This is a genomic window from Sodalinema gerasimenkoae IPPAS B-353 (genome assembly GCF_009846485.1).
Taxonomy (GTDB): domain Bacteria; phylum Cyanobacteriota; class Cyanobacteriia; order Cyanobacteriales; family Geitlerinemataceae; genus Sodalinema; species Sodalinema gerasimenkoae.
Genome location: NZ_ML776472.1, coordinates 4358214 through 4371166, shown reverse-complemented (window position 1 = coordinate 4371166; position 12953 = coordinate 4358214). Strand labels below are relative to the sequence as shown.

The window sequence follows — 12953 nt, the reverse complement described above, 5'->3', positions numbered from 1 at the left end:
CCTAAGCCACTCTAAGCCATAACCATGCCACCATCGACATTAAAGGTTTGTCCGGTGATATAGGCGGCGGCGGGATCAGCGGCGAGGAAGCGAATCAAGCCGGCCACTTCGCTGGCTTCTCCAAAGCGTCCTAGGGGAATAAACTTGAGAATCTCATCGGATTTGAGATCATCGGTCATATCGGTGGCGATGAACCCCGGTGCAACGGCGTTGACGGTAATGCCTCGGGTTGCCAGTTCTTTGGCAACGGTTTTGCTAAAGCCAATCACTCCCGCTTTGGCGGCACTATAGTTGGCTTGTCCGGGATTTCCCATTTGTCCGGCAACGGAGGCAATGTTGATAATTCGCCCCGATTTTTGTTTCAGCATCAGTTTAGTGACGGCACGGGTGCAGAGAAAAACCCCGGTGAGGTTGAGATCAATCACCGCTTGCCAATCGGCGGGCTTCATCCGCATTAATAGGGTATCGCGGGTGATTCCGGCGTTGTTGACGAGGATATCGACTCGTCCCCAGGTGTCGGTGGCGGCTTTAATCAGGGCATTAGCGTCGTCTTCTTGGGAGACATCGGCTTTGACGGCAATGGCCTGACTCCCCATGGTCTTAATCTCAGCGACCACCTCCTCGGCGGCGGCACTGGAATTGGCATAGTTAACCACCAGGTTAGCGCCTTCGCTGGCTAATGCCAAGGCGGTGGCTCGACCAATGCCTCGGGACCCTCCAGTGACGATCGCTACTTTGTCGGTCAGGTGTTGTAAGTTTGCGGGTAACGCATCCATAGTTGAGATGTCCTTCTTCGCGTCAAGAGTCCTTATTTTAAGGTCTGACGGTCTTTTGATACATCAGGCTAGGTCGAAGAGTAGGACTTCGGCTGTCTCGTGGCAACCTGTCAGTTGTAGGTCTGGGGTTTCCCAGAGGGCGATCGCGTCTCCGGCTTGTAAGGTATGCTCTTGGACTTGTACGCTGCCTCGGGCCACTTGAATCCAGACTCCGCGATCGCCGGCGAGACAATGCTTCACAGATTCTCCCGGTTCGAGGATCGTGGCATAGATATAGGCATCTTGATGGAGCTTGACCGACCCTAGTTCACCGCTAGGAGAGGCAATACAGTGCAGTTGTCCCTGTTTTTCCTCGGGGGAGACATAACGCTGCTCATAGCTGGGTTCTACGCCCTCCTGGTTGGGCAGAATCCAAATTTGCAACAGATGGACGCGATCGCGATCGGAGGGATTAAATTCACTATGGAGAATCCCAGTTCCCGCTGACATCCGTTGCACGTCTCCTGGGCGGATGGTAGAACCATTGCCGAGACTGTCTTTATGCGCTAGGGCCCCGTCGAGGACGTAGGTGATGATCTCCATGTCCCGATGGCCGTGGGTGGAAAAGCCCTGTCCCGGTTCCACGAGATCTTCGTTAATCACTCGCAGACTGCGGAAGCCCATGTGATTGCGGTCGTAGTAATGACCAAAGGAGAAACTATGACGACTGTTTAGCCAGCCCAAATTCACTTTCCCGCGATCGTCGGCGGCACGTAAGCTGAACATGAATGACTCCTGGAGATTAACGAAACATTGACACTCCCCAGCCTAAAGGCCTGGGGATTCTTCCTTCAACGATCCGACTTGCTCTGACAGGTTTGCACCAGCCAAAGTAGCGGTCAAATCTCCAGAAGCGTTTGGGTCTAAGACCCAAGTTCCGGTATGCCCTACCGTACTTAAGGCAGCGTTCAGGATGTTGACTGCGGCGTTGTGGTCTCTATCTAACTCACAGCCACACTGACAAACGTGAGTTCGAGTCGAGAGACTTTTCTTGACCACCGTGCCGCAACTCGAGCATTTTTGAGAGGTATAGGCAGGGTTCACTGCTACAGTTATCCTGCCGAATTTCACTCCAAAATGCTCCAACCATTTCCTAAATTGATACCAACCAGCATCGTGAATCGACTTGGCGAGACAGTGGTTTCTCACCAGATTCTTAATCCTCAAATCTTCGTAGGCCACCAAATCGTTAGATTGGATTACGCAACGCGCCAGTCTCTTGGCGTGTTCCATGCGCTTAGGCGCAGGCTTCGCCAACACGTTGCCGACTTATTTTGAGGTGTACTCGTCCGAGTCGATTGACGGCTTTTTTTCGGTTAGCAGAGCCTTTCTGTTTTTTGCTCACCCTTCGGTGAGCGCGTTTGAGCTTTTTCTCGGCGTTTCGGTAAAACCTCGGGTTCGGTTCGCACTCCCCGTTGGAATCGGTGTAGAACTCAAGGAGTCCGACATCTAAACCCACGGTATTTCCTGACGGTTTGAGTTCTTCTCGAACCTCTACTTTGACGCAGAACTGAGCGTAATAGCCATCGGCTCTGCGAACCAGTCGAACCCGTTTGATTTGTTCTGTACCGTAAAACGCCAAATCCCAAGTTCCAATTAACTTGAGTCGTCCGATCCCTTTCTTGTCGGTAAAGACAATGTGTTTGGGGTCGAGTAACTTCCAACCGGAAGTTTTGTACTCGACAGAACGACCGTTTTTCTTGAACCTGGGATATCCTTCTCTTGGTGCGCGTTCCCTGGCGCCGTACGACGGCGCGGGGTCGCACCGCTTCTTGCCAGGAACAGACTGGCGACAGTTCTCGAAAAATCGAGAAATTGCCGACCAAGCACGTTCTGCTGAAGCTTGACGAGCCGTGCTGTTGAGTTCTCGAGCAAAGTCATACTCTCGGGCGAGTACCCGACAGTACTTGTTAAGGTCGTATTTGTTGACCCCAGGGGTATCCATCCAATAGCGCAGTGCCTTGTTACGAACGAACTGTGCGGTTCGGATCGCTTCGTCAATCGCCGCGTATTGGTGGGGCTTCCCTTTGATTTTGAACTCAAGAACAAGCATCGCACCGTTGGCATCGGTTGTGCGGACAATCTTGGCACAAAAAAGCAGGATTGTCAAAAGCCGTCCTAGAAGGACGGGGTTTTAGACCCAAAATTTTCGATAAACTTGAGTGTGGGGGGTTGACAAACTCGATGATATCTTAAATAATGGTAAATCGCGGATGAAAAAGACGCAACTTAGAATAAATACGCGGAACTGGCGGAATTGGTAGACGCGCTAGATTCAGGTTCTAGTGTTCGCTTAGGACTTCCGGGTTCAAGTCCCGGGTTCCGCATTTAACTCAAATTCAAAAGGGACGACCTCAGTAGAGGCGTCCTTTTTTTGTATTCAGTTCCCATTGGGGAGGGAGTTGAGGGCAACAGAGGGTCTGATTGAGTGGTTGCCTGTGGTTAGGTAATGTCTGAAGTAGGAACCTAGGATTGGACTTTGAGCCAGCCTCGCCGGACTGCATATAGCAGCCGATCAATGGTGGCTTGCTCATCTTGGTTGTAGGCTTCTTCGAGGAGGAGGCTGCGCAGAACATGTCGAGCATGGAGACTGACATATCCAGATTGCCAGATTTGAGCAAACAGGTCATCGACAGAATGTTGAGGGATTTTAAAGTGAGTAGGCATCGTCTTCGCCGATAGTTCAACGCGGTCATTCCTACTATCGGTGATCCCTCTGAGAACAACCGTGACGCAATTCGCCTAAAACGGTGATGTTACTGGGATAGGTGGGGTGATGGAAATGGCATTGGCCCTGTGCGTCATTTCCCCCGGCTACGGTGACTCAAATCACAGAGCCTTTCCCGGGCTAGTCGCTTGTATTGTCCTCTATGCAAGCCTCACAGAGTCCAAAGAACTCTAGGGTGTGGTAGAAGATTTTGAACTGATGTTTGTCTTGTAGGCGATGTTCTAGGTCATGGACGGGACATTCCCCGATGGGGATTGAGGCACCACATTGGAGACAGGTGAGGTGGTGTTTGTCCTGTTGGCGGGAACTATAGAGGGATTCACCACTGGCGAGGGTACGAACTTGGACTAAGCCTTCGAGTTTAAGGGATTCGAGAGAACGATAGACGGTCGCTAACCCCAGACTTTGATTTTGCTCCCGTAACTTGACATAGATATCTTGGGCGGAGAGCGATCGCCCTTGAGTGTTGAGGAGGGTGAGGATTTTTTCCTGGGAACGGGTGCGACGGCTTTTCATGAACAGGACTTTTAGAGGGTTAGAGGGTGAATGTGGATCGTTGGGGAACGCGATGGGGTAACGTAGATTAAGTAGCACCTCAACTACTATTGTGCCAAGCATCTGAGTCATTGCCGTGAGTCAAACTTATCAAGCCCAAATTTATGTCACCCTGCGTCCTTCGGTCTTAGACCCAGCGGGAACGGCAGTGCAATCCGGACTGCAACAACTTGGATTTACGGGGGTTGCCGGGGTCCGCATTGGTAAATATGTGGAACTGACGGTCACGGCGGCGGATGAGGCTGACGCGACGCAACAGGTGGACCAGATGTGCGATCGCCTTCTGGCTAATCCCACCATTGAAAACTATCGCTTTGAGGTTCAGGTGCTGACGGAAGGAGTAGCGGCATGAGATTTGGTGTAATTGTCTTTCCTGGCTCAAATTGCGATCGTGATGTCGTCTACGTCACTCAAGATATCCTCAAACAGCCCACCCGCAAAGTCTGGCATCAGGAGACGGATTTAGCAGATATTGATGTGGTGGTGGTTCCGGGCGGCTTTAGCTATGGGGACTATCTCCGCTGTGGGGCGATCGCCCGCTTTTCTCCGATTATGCGATCGGTTCTCGATCATGCCCAGGCAGGTAAGCCGGTGTTGGGGATTTGCAATGGTTTCCAGATCCTCACGGAAGTCGGCTTACTCCCCGGCGCTTTAGTTCGCAATCGGGATCTACATTTTATTTGCGATCGCGTCCCCCTACGAGTAGAGGCTCAAGGGCGATTCTGGACTAGCGCCTATGGTGGCCAAACCCAGATTAAGTTGCCCATCGCTCATGGGGAAGGCCGCTATCATGCCGATGCTGACACCCTAGCTCAACTCGAAGACCAAGGCCGGGTTCTCTTTCGCTACTGTAGCCCCTCAGGAGCAGTGGATGAGTCGGGGAATCCTAACGGCTCGTTAAATAATATTGCGGGAATTTGCAATGAAGCAGGAAATGTGCTAGGTATGATGCCCCACCCTGAACGAGCCGCTGACGCGCAACTGGGGTCTACGGATGGTTTAGGCTTGTTTGAGGGACTGCTTCAGGGTCAACTGGCGGCAGTCTGACGATAAGATAGTGTCGACAGAATTTGGGAGTTTGTGCAATATGGCAATTGAAGTGAAAGTCCCGGATATGGCTTGTGGGGCTTGTGCAAGTACCATTACCCAGGCAATTCAGAAGTTGGACGCGACGGCTGAAGTTCGCGCCAATTTAGAGACGAAGTTGGTCTTTATTGAGACGAAACAGCCCGATGAGACGGTGAAGTCGGTGATTACTGAGGCTGGATATACGGTTGAGTGAACCCACCCCTGCCCCTCCCGGTCCGGGGAAAAACAACGTAGGGGCGTACCCTTGTGGTCGCCCTCTCTCTTCTTATCGAAAATTTTGGGTCTAAAACCCTGTCCTTCTAGGACGGCTTTTGACAATCCTGCTTTTTTGTGCCAAGATTGTTCGCACAACCGATACCAACGGTGCGATGCTTGTTCTTGAGTTCAAAATCAAAGGGAAGCCCCACCAATACGCGGCGATTGACGAAGCGATCCGAACCGCACAGTTCGTTCGCAACAAGGCACTGCGCTATTGGATGGATACCCCTGGGGTCAACAAATACGACCTCAATAAGTACTGTCGGGTACTCGCCCGAGAGTACGATTTTGCTAGAGAACTCAACAGCACGGCTCGTCAAGCCTCAGCCGAACGCGCTTGGTCGGCAATCGCTCGATTTTTCGAGAACTGTCGCCGGTCGGTTCCTGGCAAGAAGCGGTGCGACCCCGCGCCGTCGTACGGCGCCAGGGAACGCGCACCAAGAGAAGGATATCCCAGGTTCAAGAAAAATGGTCGTTCTGTCGAGTACAAAACTTCCGGTTGGAAGTTACTCGACCCCAAGCATATTGTCTTTACCGACAAGAAGAATGTCGGGCGACTGAAGCTAGTTGGAACCTGGGATTTGGCATTTTACGGTATCGAACAAATCAAACGGGTTCGACTGGTTCGCAGAGCCGATGGCTATTACGCTCAGTTCTGCGTCAAAGTAGAGGTTCGAGAAGAACTCAAACCGTCAGGAAATACTGTGGGGTTGGATGTCGGACTCAAGGAGTTCTACACCGATTCCAACGGGGAGTGCGAACCGAACCCGAGGTTTTACCGAAACGCCGAGAAAAAGCTCAAACGCGCTCACCGAAGGGTGAGCAAAAAACAGAAAGGCTCTGCCAACCGAAAAAAAGCCGTCAATCGACTCGGACGAGTACACCTCAAAATAAGTCGGCAACGTGAAGAACACGCCAAGAGACTGGCGCGTTGCGTAATCCAATCTAACGATCTGGTGGCCTACGAAAATTTGAGGATACAGAATCTGGTGAGAAACCACTGTCTCGCCAAGTCGATTCACGATGCTGGTTGGTATCAATTTAGGAAATGGTTAGAGCATTTTGGAGTGAAATTCGGCAGGATAACTGTAGCGGTGAACCCTGCCTATACCTCTCAAAAATGCTCGAGTTGCGGCACGGTGGTCAAGAAAAGTCTCTCGACTCGAACTCACGTTTGTCAGTGTGGGTGCGAGTTGGATAGAGACCACAACGCCGCAGTCAACATCCTGAACGCTGCCTTAAGTACGGTAGGGCATACCGGAACTTGGGTCTTAGACCCAAACGCTTCTGGAGATTTGACCGCTACTTTGGCTGGTGCAAACCTGTCAGGGCAAGTCGGATCGTTGAAGGAAGAATCCCCACGCCTTTAGGCTGGGGAGTGTCAACTCAACAAAGTGCGAATCATGCTTTGGGCTTGACTACCGTAGCCGCCGCCGAAGAGGTTGTAGTGGTTGATGATGTGGTAGAGGTTGTAGAGGGTTTTACGGCGATCGTAGCCAGCCTCTAGGGGCCATTCCTCGTTGTATCCCTGGTAAAAGGCGGCGGAGAAACCTCCAAACAGTTCAGTCATGGCGATGTCTACCTCGCGATCGCCGTAATAGGTGGCGGGGTCGAAAATCACCGGTTCTCCCTCGGCGGTGACGGAGGCGTTGCCCCCCCAGAGGTCCCCATGGACAATGGAGGCAATGGGAGTATGGCCGGCTAGGAGTTGGGGAATGGTCTCGACTAACTCATCGGCCCCAGTGAAACGCATTCCTTTGCGGGCCGCTAGGCGCAGTTGAAAGCCGATGCGATGTTCCGCGAAGAACTCGGCCCAATCCTCGGTCCAGGGATTCATCTGAGTGGTGGCCCCGATGGTGTTGCTACGATCCCAGCCGAAGCGATCGCGGGTTCCCGTGCGGTGCATTTGCGCCAGTTTGCGCCCCATCTCCTGCCAAACCCCAGAACCGCCACCCCGGCCCTGTAAGTCCAGATATTCCATCACCAGATAGGCGGAGTTACCAGCGGTTCCCCAACAAATGGGTTTAGGAACGCGGATGGTCTGTGTCTCCCACATTTCCTTGACTCCCACAGCCTCAGCGATGAACATTTCGAGGGTGGAGGCTTGGTTGAGTTTAATAAAAAAAGTGCGCGTCCCGTCGGATAGGGTACTACTTTGATTGATGCAGCCTCCACCCACAGAACGGTTTTGGGAGATGTTAAAGGGTTCTCCGGTGGCTTGGCTAATCTCGGCGGCGATTTGCTCCCACATTGGCATTTTGGGTTTGGCGTTCAGATTGGACAGTCCAGCTTCAAGCCTAAGACAGTCAGGGGTTGACTTGCAAACCAAAGTAGGTCAACACCAGTTCCCCCTCTCCGGTGTTGGCGATTTCGTGGACTTCCCCGATATCTACGGCTACACAGGTTCCGGGTTCGAGGGGATAGGCTTGTCCGTCGATGGTGATGCTTCCTGAACCGGATTCCACGAAGAAGACTTCAGTCATGTTGTCGTGGGAATGACCGGGGGCCACTTGTCCTGGGGCAAATCGGGCCTGAGAGAAGTTGGTTAAATGGGGCAAGTCCCCCTTGCGCAACATGACTTGTTTGCGAATGTTGGGGTTGTGGGATACCCCTTCTGGGGCAATCTGGGTTAGGGAGTGGTGTTTCATGGCAATGGGGACTGGGCAAACGCAAGCTAGAAAGGCGAGTGGGGGACGTTATTCACCTTAGGCTCTAACTTGATTAAAGAAACAACTTCTGGCTCCCGTATGACAGGCGACATCCCCCACTTGGTCAATTTTGAGGAGGATGGTGTCGCCGTCGCAGTCATAGGCGATGGATTTGACTTTCTGGATATGGCCCGACGTGGCGCCTTTGTGCCATAGCTCTTGACGGGAACGACTCCAGTAATGGGCTTCGCCGGTGTCGAGGGTGCGTTCGATCGATTCTCGGTTCATCCAGGCCATCATTAAAACAGCCCCATCTCCATCGTCTTGGGCGATGGCGGGAATTAAGCCACGAGCGTCGAATTTAAGCTGTTCGAGCCATAATCGATCTTGGTTGATACTCTTGGTCGTCATGGGCCTTAGAAAAAGTCTGACAGTCCTGGGAGATCTCCGGCAAAGAGACCATTTGCCAGGGCGATCGCCTCCGATGTGCCTTCAATATAACCCAGATGGTGTAACTGCGAGGCACTCCATAACCCACTATAGAGGGGGGCGAGATGACGAATGTTTAACCGTAATTCTCCCCGTCCGCCTCGTGTCACCTGGGACTTACCGTCTTTGAGGGTGAGGACGAAGCGATCGCAATTCTCGGGCAACATCTCATCGTCAATCTCCAGATGCAGTTCCCCAGATAGAGGAGGATAACCCCGTTGGCGTAAGGCGGCTTCGAGATGGACAATACGCCAAGAGAGCATCATCTGCTCCGTGGGAACCATGGTATCGAGGGGGAGGGTTAACATGGTGGCGTCAAGCTGTGGCCCATGCCAAGAGGCTGAGGTCATTTGGGAGCGATGGCTGTAGAGGAAGGCCCAAAAACTCTGGATGGCGGCGGGGGTGAGTAGGACGCGATCGCGAATCTCCATTAAACCCTCCTGGAACCCCCGCTTTTGGCGGAAGATAATATAGCCTTCTGGGGCGCTGCGATCGCCAAAGAGATAGGTATAGACTGGGCTATCAAGGGGCATAAAGCTGTTCCAGATGAGATGCCACAGGAACTCATGACGTTGCACGGCGCCATTGTGACGAGAGGCGAACTGTTCATAGAGGGGGGCGATCGCCTCGGTCTGGTTTTCAATGGGAACACAGGCCAGTTGAGGCTTCTGGGGTTTCAAGCTGGCGATGGGGATTTGCCAAAGACAGCGGCTGATTGCCTGTTCATAGCCCAACTTACGATAGAGGGGGGGCGTCGCCGGATAGAGACTCGACAGGGGAATTTTCTCTTGATAGAGTTCCCGCAGCAGGGTCCCCAATAGGGTGCTAGCGGCCCCAGTTCCCCGATATTCCGGGGCAATTCCCACCGCCGACACCCCCATCGTCTCTACTAACTTTCCCCCCAACCAATGGCCTGTAGGGATTTTGATTAAGCCTCCGGCAATCTCGTTATCCCGACGCACAAGCCGATAGTTCTCCTGGCCCACCAACTCGATATAGGAGGCGCAATTCTCCAGAGGAATCAGAAAACATTGACTCAAAATCTCATTGAGGCGCTTCCCGTCCTCAGAGTCGGATAAAATGTCGTAATGCCAAGATTCAGTCATAAACAGCCACCTCTTTTCCGAAAATTGTACTCCAGCTGCCTCCACCTGGGATGCAGCCCCGACTCGTCCCCTCGTCCTGCCTCTGTGTCCTCGGGCACGCCACTTGCGGATTGCCCCTACGGGGTTCCCCCTCTCCCCCCATGCTTGATACCTATCTCAACAAATTCGCCCGCTTTGGAGTCCACCTCGGGCTAGAACGGATCCAACGGCTGTTAAGCCATTTAGGAAATCCCCAAAACCAAGTTCCGGTGATTCATGTGGCGGGAACCAATGGGAAAGGCTCGGTTTGTGCTTATCTCAGTTCCATTCTCACGGCGGCGGGTTACCGAACCGGGCGTTATACCTCTCCCCATTTAGCCCATTGGTGTGAGCGCATTTGTCTCGATGGTGATCCCATTGCTGAGGCGCGGTTTGAGGCGTTAGTGAAACAGGTTGAGGCGGCGATTGTCCCCGATGAACCCACCCCCACTCAGTTTGAGGTGGTGACGGCGGCGGCCTGGTTGTATTTTGCGGAGTCGGCGGTGGATGTGGCGGTGGTTGAGGTGGGATTGGGGGGACGCTTGGATGCAACAAATGTCTGCGATCGCCCTCTGGTGAGTGTGATTACCTCCATTAGTCGCGATCATTGGCAACGATTGGGAAACACGTTGGGGGAGATTGCAGGGGAGAAGGCGGGAATCCTCAAGGCGAACTGTGCGGCGGTGGTGGGGCCGTTACCCCCGGAGGCGCAACGGGTGGTACAAGGGCGGATTGAGGCGTTAAACTGTCCGACGGTTTGGGTGGACGCGGCGATTCCGGTTGAGGGGAATCGGGTTGCGGTACAGGGGTTTGAGTATGAGTTGTCTTTGGGGGGGGCGATTCAATATGTCAATTCGGCGATCGCCCTGGCGGTGATTCGTCAGTTGCAAGGGCAAGGTTGGAAGATTTCGGATGAGGCGATTCGTGAGGGGATGGCCAAGACGCGCTGGGAGGGACGGTTGCAATGGCTGATGTATGAGAATCGGCGCGTTTTAGTGGATGGGGCCCATAATGTGGCGGCGGCCCAGGCGTTACGGGTTTATGTGGAGAGTTTGCAAACGCCGGTGACGTGGGTGATGGGGATGTTGGCGACGAAGGATACGGAAGGGATTTTGGGGAGTTTGTTACGAGGGGGCGATCGCCTGATGTTGTTGCCGATTCCGGGCCATCAATTTATGCCTGTGGAGGAGTTGTCGCAGCAGGCGATCGCTCTTTGTCCTGATATTTCTCCTGAGTTCGCCGAGGACGTAGATGAGGCATTAAATCAGGCTTGTTTGGATGGCGATCGCCTCCCGGTTCTCTGTGGTTCCCTGTATTTGATTGGCGGTTTTTTGCGGGGTCACCACAGAGTCACAGAGGACACGGAGTTTTAGAGGTTGGGGAAGGTTAAGAGAGATATAAAGAGGAGCGGTCATTCGGGAATAATGTCATAGACGACTTTCAAAATCTCGTTGGTGACGCCGTAAGTTTTACGCGTGTTGAGGCGGCGAAGTTCGATATTGAGTACTCGGCGCATAATCTCTTTAACGTCTTCGGGGGCGCTTTGTAGGGGTTCCCAAACTTCGTCAAAGTTTTGGCGATCGCCATACTGGGCCCGATGTTCTGAGAGAATGGAGGAGACTCCAAGGGTGGGAACATCCCAATCTGCCGTGGGTGCATCCTCCCAATCATCGTCAAATAGGGTGGGTTCTGAAATGGAGGGATCGGAATTGGGATGGTCTGGGAATGAGGCTGAATAGTTTGCTGTCATTTTTTTTAGATTAAGCTTTAATGATAATTTAAATTTTCAACTTATCTTAAATTCCATCTTTAAGGTCTATTTTAGGAAGTTTTATTGAATTATTCAATTATCACTAATGCCATATTTTGCTTGAAGTCCTCGTAGTTGTTGTTGAGCTTCTTCGGCGTTGTCAGCGAGTTCGGCAAATTCAAGAAAGCGTTTGAGTTCTTTTTTTAATAAGTTGCGTTCGACTTCCCAAGTTTCACGGTCAAGTTCTGGGGGTAAAACGATGGTATCAAATAAGGTGGCATGGTCTTTACTGGGATGGGGGCGCAGGATACGGCCGCGACGTTGGACGAATTGGCGGGGGTTGCTGCTGCTGGCGAGAATGGCGGCGGTGCGGATGGCGGGAATATCGACCCCTTCGTCGAGACAACGGATGGCGACTAATCCCTGGAGTTCTCCGGCTTCAAATTGCTGGCGCAGTTGTTCCCGTTCGTTGATGGAGGTTTCGGCGGTGTAGGTGTTGATGCGGAACCCCAGTTCTCGCCCCAGCAGACGCACCACGGCTTCGATTTGCGGGGTGTTGGTTTCGCTGTCGCAGCCGTCGCTACAGTAAAACAGGGTGTGACTGGTGTTTAGGCGCGATCGCATCATCCAGCGCAAGATGTCCAGTTTACGGCTGGCGGTTCCGATGAGGCGCGATCGCTTCACCAGTAGGGCAGTGAGTTCGTCGGGATCGCGGCTGTCGTCCCCTAAGGCCCAGCCAATGCGATGGGTAAGTTTGGCATATTGTTCGCTTTCCCAGGAGGTGAGGGGAACGAATAGGGGATAGTATTGATAGCGCACGAGGGCCCCGGCTTGGATGGCATCGCCGAGGCTGAGTTCCGGTTGTAAGACGTTGCCGAAATAGCCGAGAACGGCATCGGTTCCTTCGTCGTCGAAGTGGCGTTCTGGGGTGGCGGAGAGGCCAAGCCGTAAGCCGATGTGACGGGGGAGGGCGGTTTCGAGGCGGGGTGCGCCAAGGTTGTGGACTTCATCGCCAATGATGAGGGTTTTGGCGGGGAGGTATTTGAGTTGCCATTGGAAGCGATCGCGCATCAGGGTGGCGTTGGTGGTGATAATCGTCAGAAAGGGTAAACTCTGCGATCGCACGGCGGTGAGACTACGGGTTAGGGGGCCTTGCCAGTGGTGGATGCTTTCAAAGGCGAGAATTGGATCTAAGTCGAAGCGACGACATTCGCGATCCCATTGGGTGACGAGATGGCGGTAGGGACAGATAATCAGCAGAACCTGTAAGCCGATGGCTTGATGCAGTCGGCTGGCGATGGCGAGGGCGGTGATGGTTTTGCCGCTTCCGGTAGCCATCTTCAGGGTTCCTCGGCCACTGGCGGCGAACCAATTGGCGATCGCCTGTTCCTGATAGGGGCGTAAGGTTAGGTCTGAGGGCAGTCGGGGTCGTCCACTAGGGAGAACTGAGGCTAAATCCAACGGCATCGACGTGTTTGGGGGAATGTTGTTGTTATT

At 53.1% G+C, this 12953-nt stretch carries 15 protein-coding genes, 1 tRNA gene and 1 pseudogene; 6 read left to right on the top strand and 11 right to left on the bottom strand.

Annotated elements, in window-relative coordinates; all coding sequences use genetic code 11:
• Nucleotides 1-11 precede the first annotated feature (11 nt).
• From fabG to L855_RS18955, 3 genes and pseudogenes are all read right to left on the bottom strand, one after another.
• The gene (fabG, locus tag L855_RS18965; protein WP_159790518.1) at nucleotides 12-776 is read right to left on the bottom strand and encodes a 3-oxoacyl-[acyl-carrier-protein] reductase; all 765 of its coding nucleotides are present in this window, start codon (nucleotides 774-776) and stop codon (nucleotides 12-14) included.
• 63 nt (nucleotides 777-839) lie between these two features.
• The gene (locus tag L855_RS18960) at nucleotides 840-1541 is read right to left on the bottom strand and encodes a pirin family protein (protein ID WP_159790517.1); all 702 of its coding nucleotides are present in this window, start codon (nucleotides 1539-1541) and stop codon (nucleotides 840-842) included.
• A gap of 42 nt (nucleotides 1542-1583) precedes the next feature.
• Nucleotides 1584-2868, bottom strand: a pseudogene (locus L855_RS18955) (RNA-guided endonuclease InsQ/TnpB family protein).
• A 189-nt stretch (nucleotides 2869-3057) separates the two neighbouring features.
• On the opposite strand from L855_RS18955, the gene L855_RS18950 reads away from it, so the two are divergent.
• Nucleotides 3058-3142 (top strand) — tRNA-Leu (locus L855_RS18950).
• Nucleotides 3143-3281: 139 nt separating this feature from the next.
• Here the strand turns inward: L855_RS18950 and L855_RS18945 are convergent.
• On the bottom strand, nucleotides 3282-3482 hold the full coding sequence (locus L855_RS18945) for a hypothetical protein (RefSeq protein WP_159790516.1): 201 nt from the start codon (nucleotides 3480-3482) through the stop codon (nucleotides 3282-3284).
• Between the two features lie 181 nt (nucleotides 3483-3663).
• Nucleotides 3664-4059, bottom strand: coding sequence for a Fur family transcriptional regulator (locus L855_RS18940; RefSeq protein WP_159790515.1), 396 nt, complete (start codon nucleotides 4057-4059; stop codon nucleotides 3664-3666).
• A 115-nt stretch (nucleotides 4060-4174) separates the two neighbouring features.
• On the opposite strand from L855_RS18940, the gene purS reads away from it, so the two are divergent.
• The 4 genes from purS (at nucleotide 4175) to L855_RS18920 (ending at nucleotide 6815) form a co-directional block, all read left to right on the top strand.
• Nucleotides 4175-4450: a phosphoribosylformylglycinamidine synthase subunit PurS gene (purS, locus tag L855_RS18935; protein WP_159790514.1), complete on the top strand. Its 276-nt coding sequence runs from the start codon at nucleotides 4175-4177 to the stop codon at nucleotides 4448-4450.
• Nucleotides 4447-5145: a phosphoribosylformylglycinamidine synthase subunit PurQ gene (gene purQ, locus L855_RS18930; RefSeq protein ID WP_159790513.1), complete on the top strand. Its 699-nt coding sequence runs from the start codon at nucleotides 4447-4449 to the stop codon at nucleotides 5143-5145. The genes purS and purQ overlap by 4 nt, the downstream gene beginning before the upstream one ends.
• Nucleotides 5146-5185: 40 nt before the next feature.
• Nucleotides 5186-5380, top strand: a complete 195-nt coding sequence (locus L855_RS18925; RefSeq protein WP_159790512.1) for a heavy-metal-associated domain-containing protein — start codon at nucleotides 5186-5188, stop codon at nucleotides 5378-5380.
• Nucleotides 5381-5555: 175 nt separating this feature from the next.
• Nucleotides 5556-6815 (top strand): RNA-guided endonuclease InsQ/TnpB family protein, encoded by a 1260-nt coding sequence (locus L855_RS18920; RefSeq protein WP_159791197.1) that lies wholly within the window; start codon nucleotides 5556-5558, stop codon nucleotides 6813-6815.
• Between the two features lie 11 nt (nucleotides 6816-6826).
• On the opposite strand, the gene L855_RS18915 is transcribed toward L855_RS18920, so the two are convergent.
• Genes L855_RS18915 through L855_RS18900 form a run of 4 tightly spaced genes read right to left on the bottom strand, consistent with a single transcriptional unit; the run spans nucleotide 6827 to nucleotide 9688 of the window.
• On the bottom strand, nucleotides 6827-7696 hold the full coding sequence (locus L855_RS18915) for a fructosamine kinase family protein (protein WP_159791196.1): 870 nt from the start codon (nucleotides 7694-7696) through the stop codon (nucleotides 6827-6829).
• Nucleotides 7697-7751: 55 nt separating this feature from the next.
• Entirely contained in the window at nucleotides 7752-8093 is a 342-nt protein-coding gene (locus tag L855_RS18910) for a cupin domain-containing protein (protein ID WP_159790511.1), read from the bottom strand.
• Nucleotides 8094-8150: 57 nt separating this feature from the next.
• Complete coding sequence (gene hisI, locus L855_RS18905; protein WP_246199133.1) at nucleotides 8151-8504, bottom strand: phosphoribosyl-AMP cyclohydrolase; 354 nt, start codon at nucleotides 8502-8504, stop codon at nucleotides 8151-8153.
• Between the two features lie 5 nt (nucleotides 8505-8509).
• Nucleotides 8510-9688 carry a GNAT family N-acetyltransferase gene (locus L855_RS18900; protein WP_159790510.1) on the bottom strand — a complete coding sequence of 393 codons (1179 nt, stop codon included), beginning with the start codon at nucleotides 9686-9688 and terminating at the stop codon, nucleotides 8510-8512.
• 140 nt (nucleotides 9689-9828) lie between these two features.
• Between L855_RS18900 and L855_RS18895 the strand changes: the two genes are divergently transcribed.
• Nucleotides 9829-11079: a bifunctional folylpolyglutamate synthase/dihydrofolate synthase gene (locus L855_RS18895; RefSeq protein WP_159790509.1), complete on the top strand. Its 1251-nt coding sequence runs from the start codon at nucleotides 9829-9831 to the stop codon at nucleotides 11077-11079.
• A gap of 38 nt (nucleotides 11080-11117) precedes the next feature.
• On the opposite strand, the gene L855_RS18890 is transcribed toward L855_RS18895, so the two are convergent.
• Nucleotides 11118-11456 carry a hypothetical protein gene (locus L855_RS18890; RefSeq protein ID WP_159790508.1) on the bottom strand — a complete coding sequence of 113 codons (339 nt, stop codon included), beginning with the start codon at nucleotides 11454-11456 and terminating at the stop codon, nucleotides 11118-11120.
• 93 nt (nucleotides 11457-11549) lie between these two features.
• A complete protein-coding gene (locus tag L855_RS18885; RefSeq protein WP_159790507.1) occupies nucleotides 11550-12923 on the bottom strand; it encodes a DNA phosphorothioation system restriction enzyme in 1374 nt (457 codons plus the stop codon).
• Nucleotides 12924-12953 lie beyond the last annotated feature (30 nt).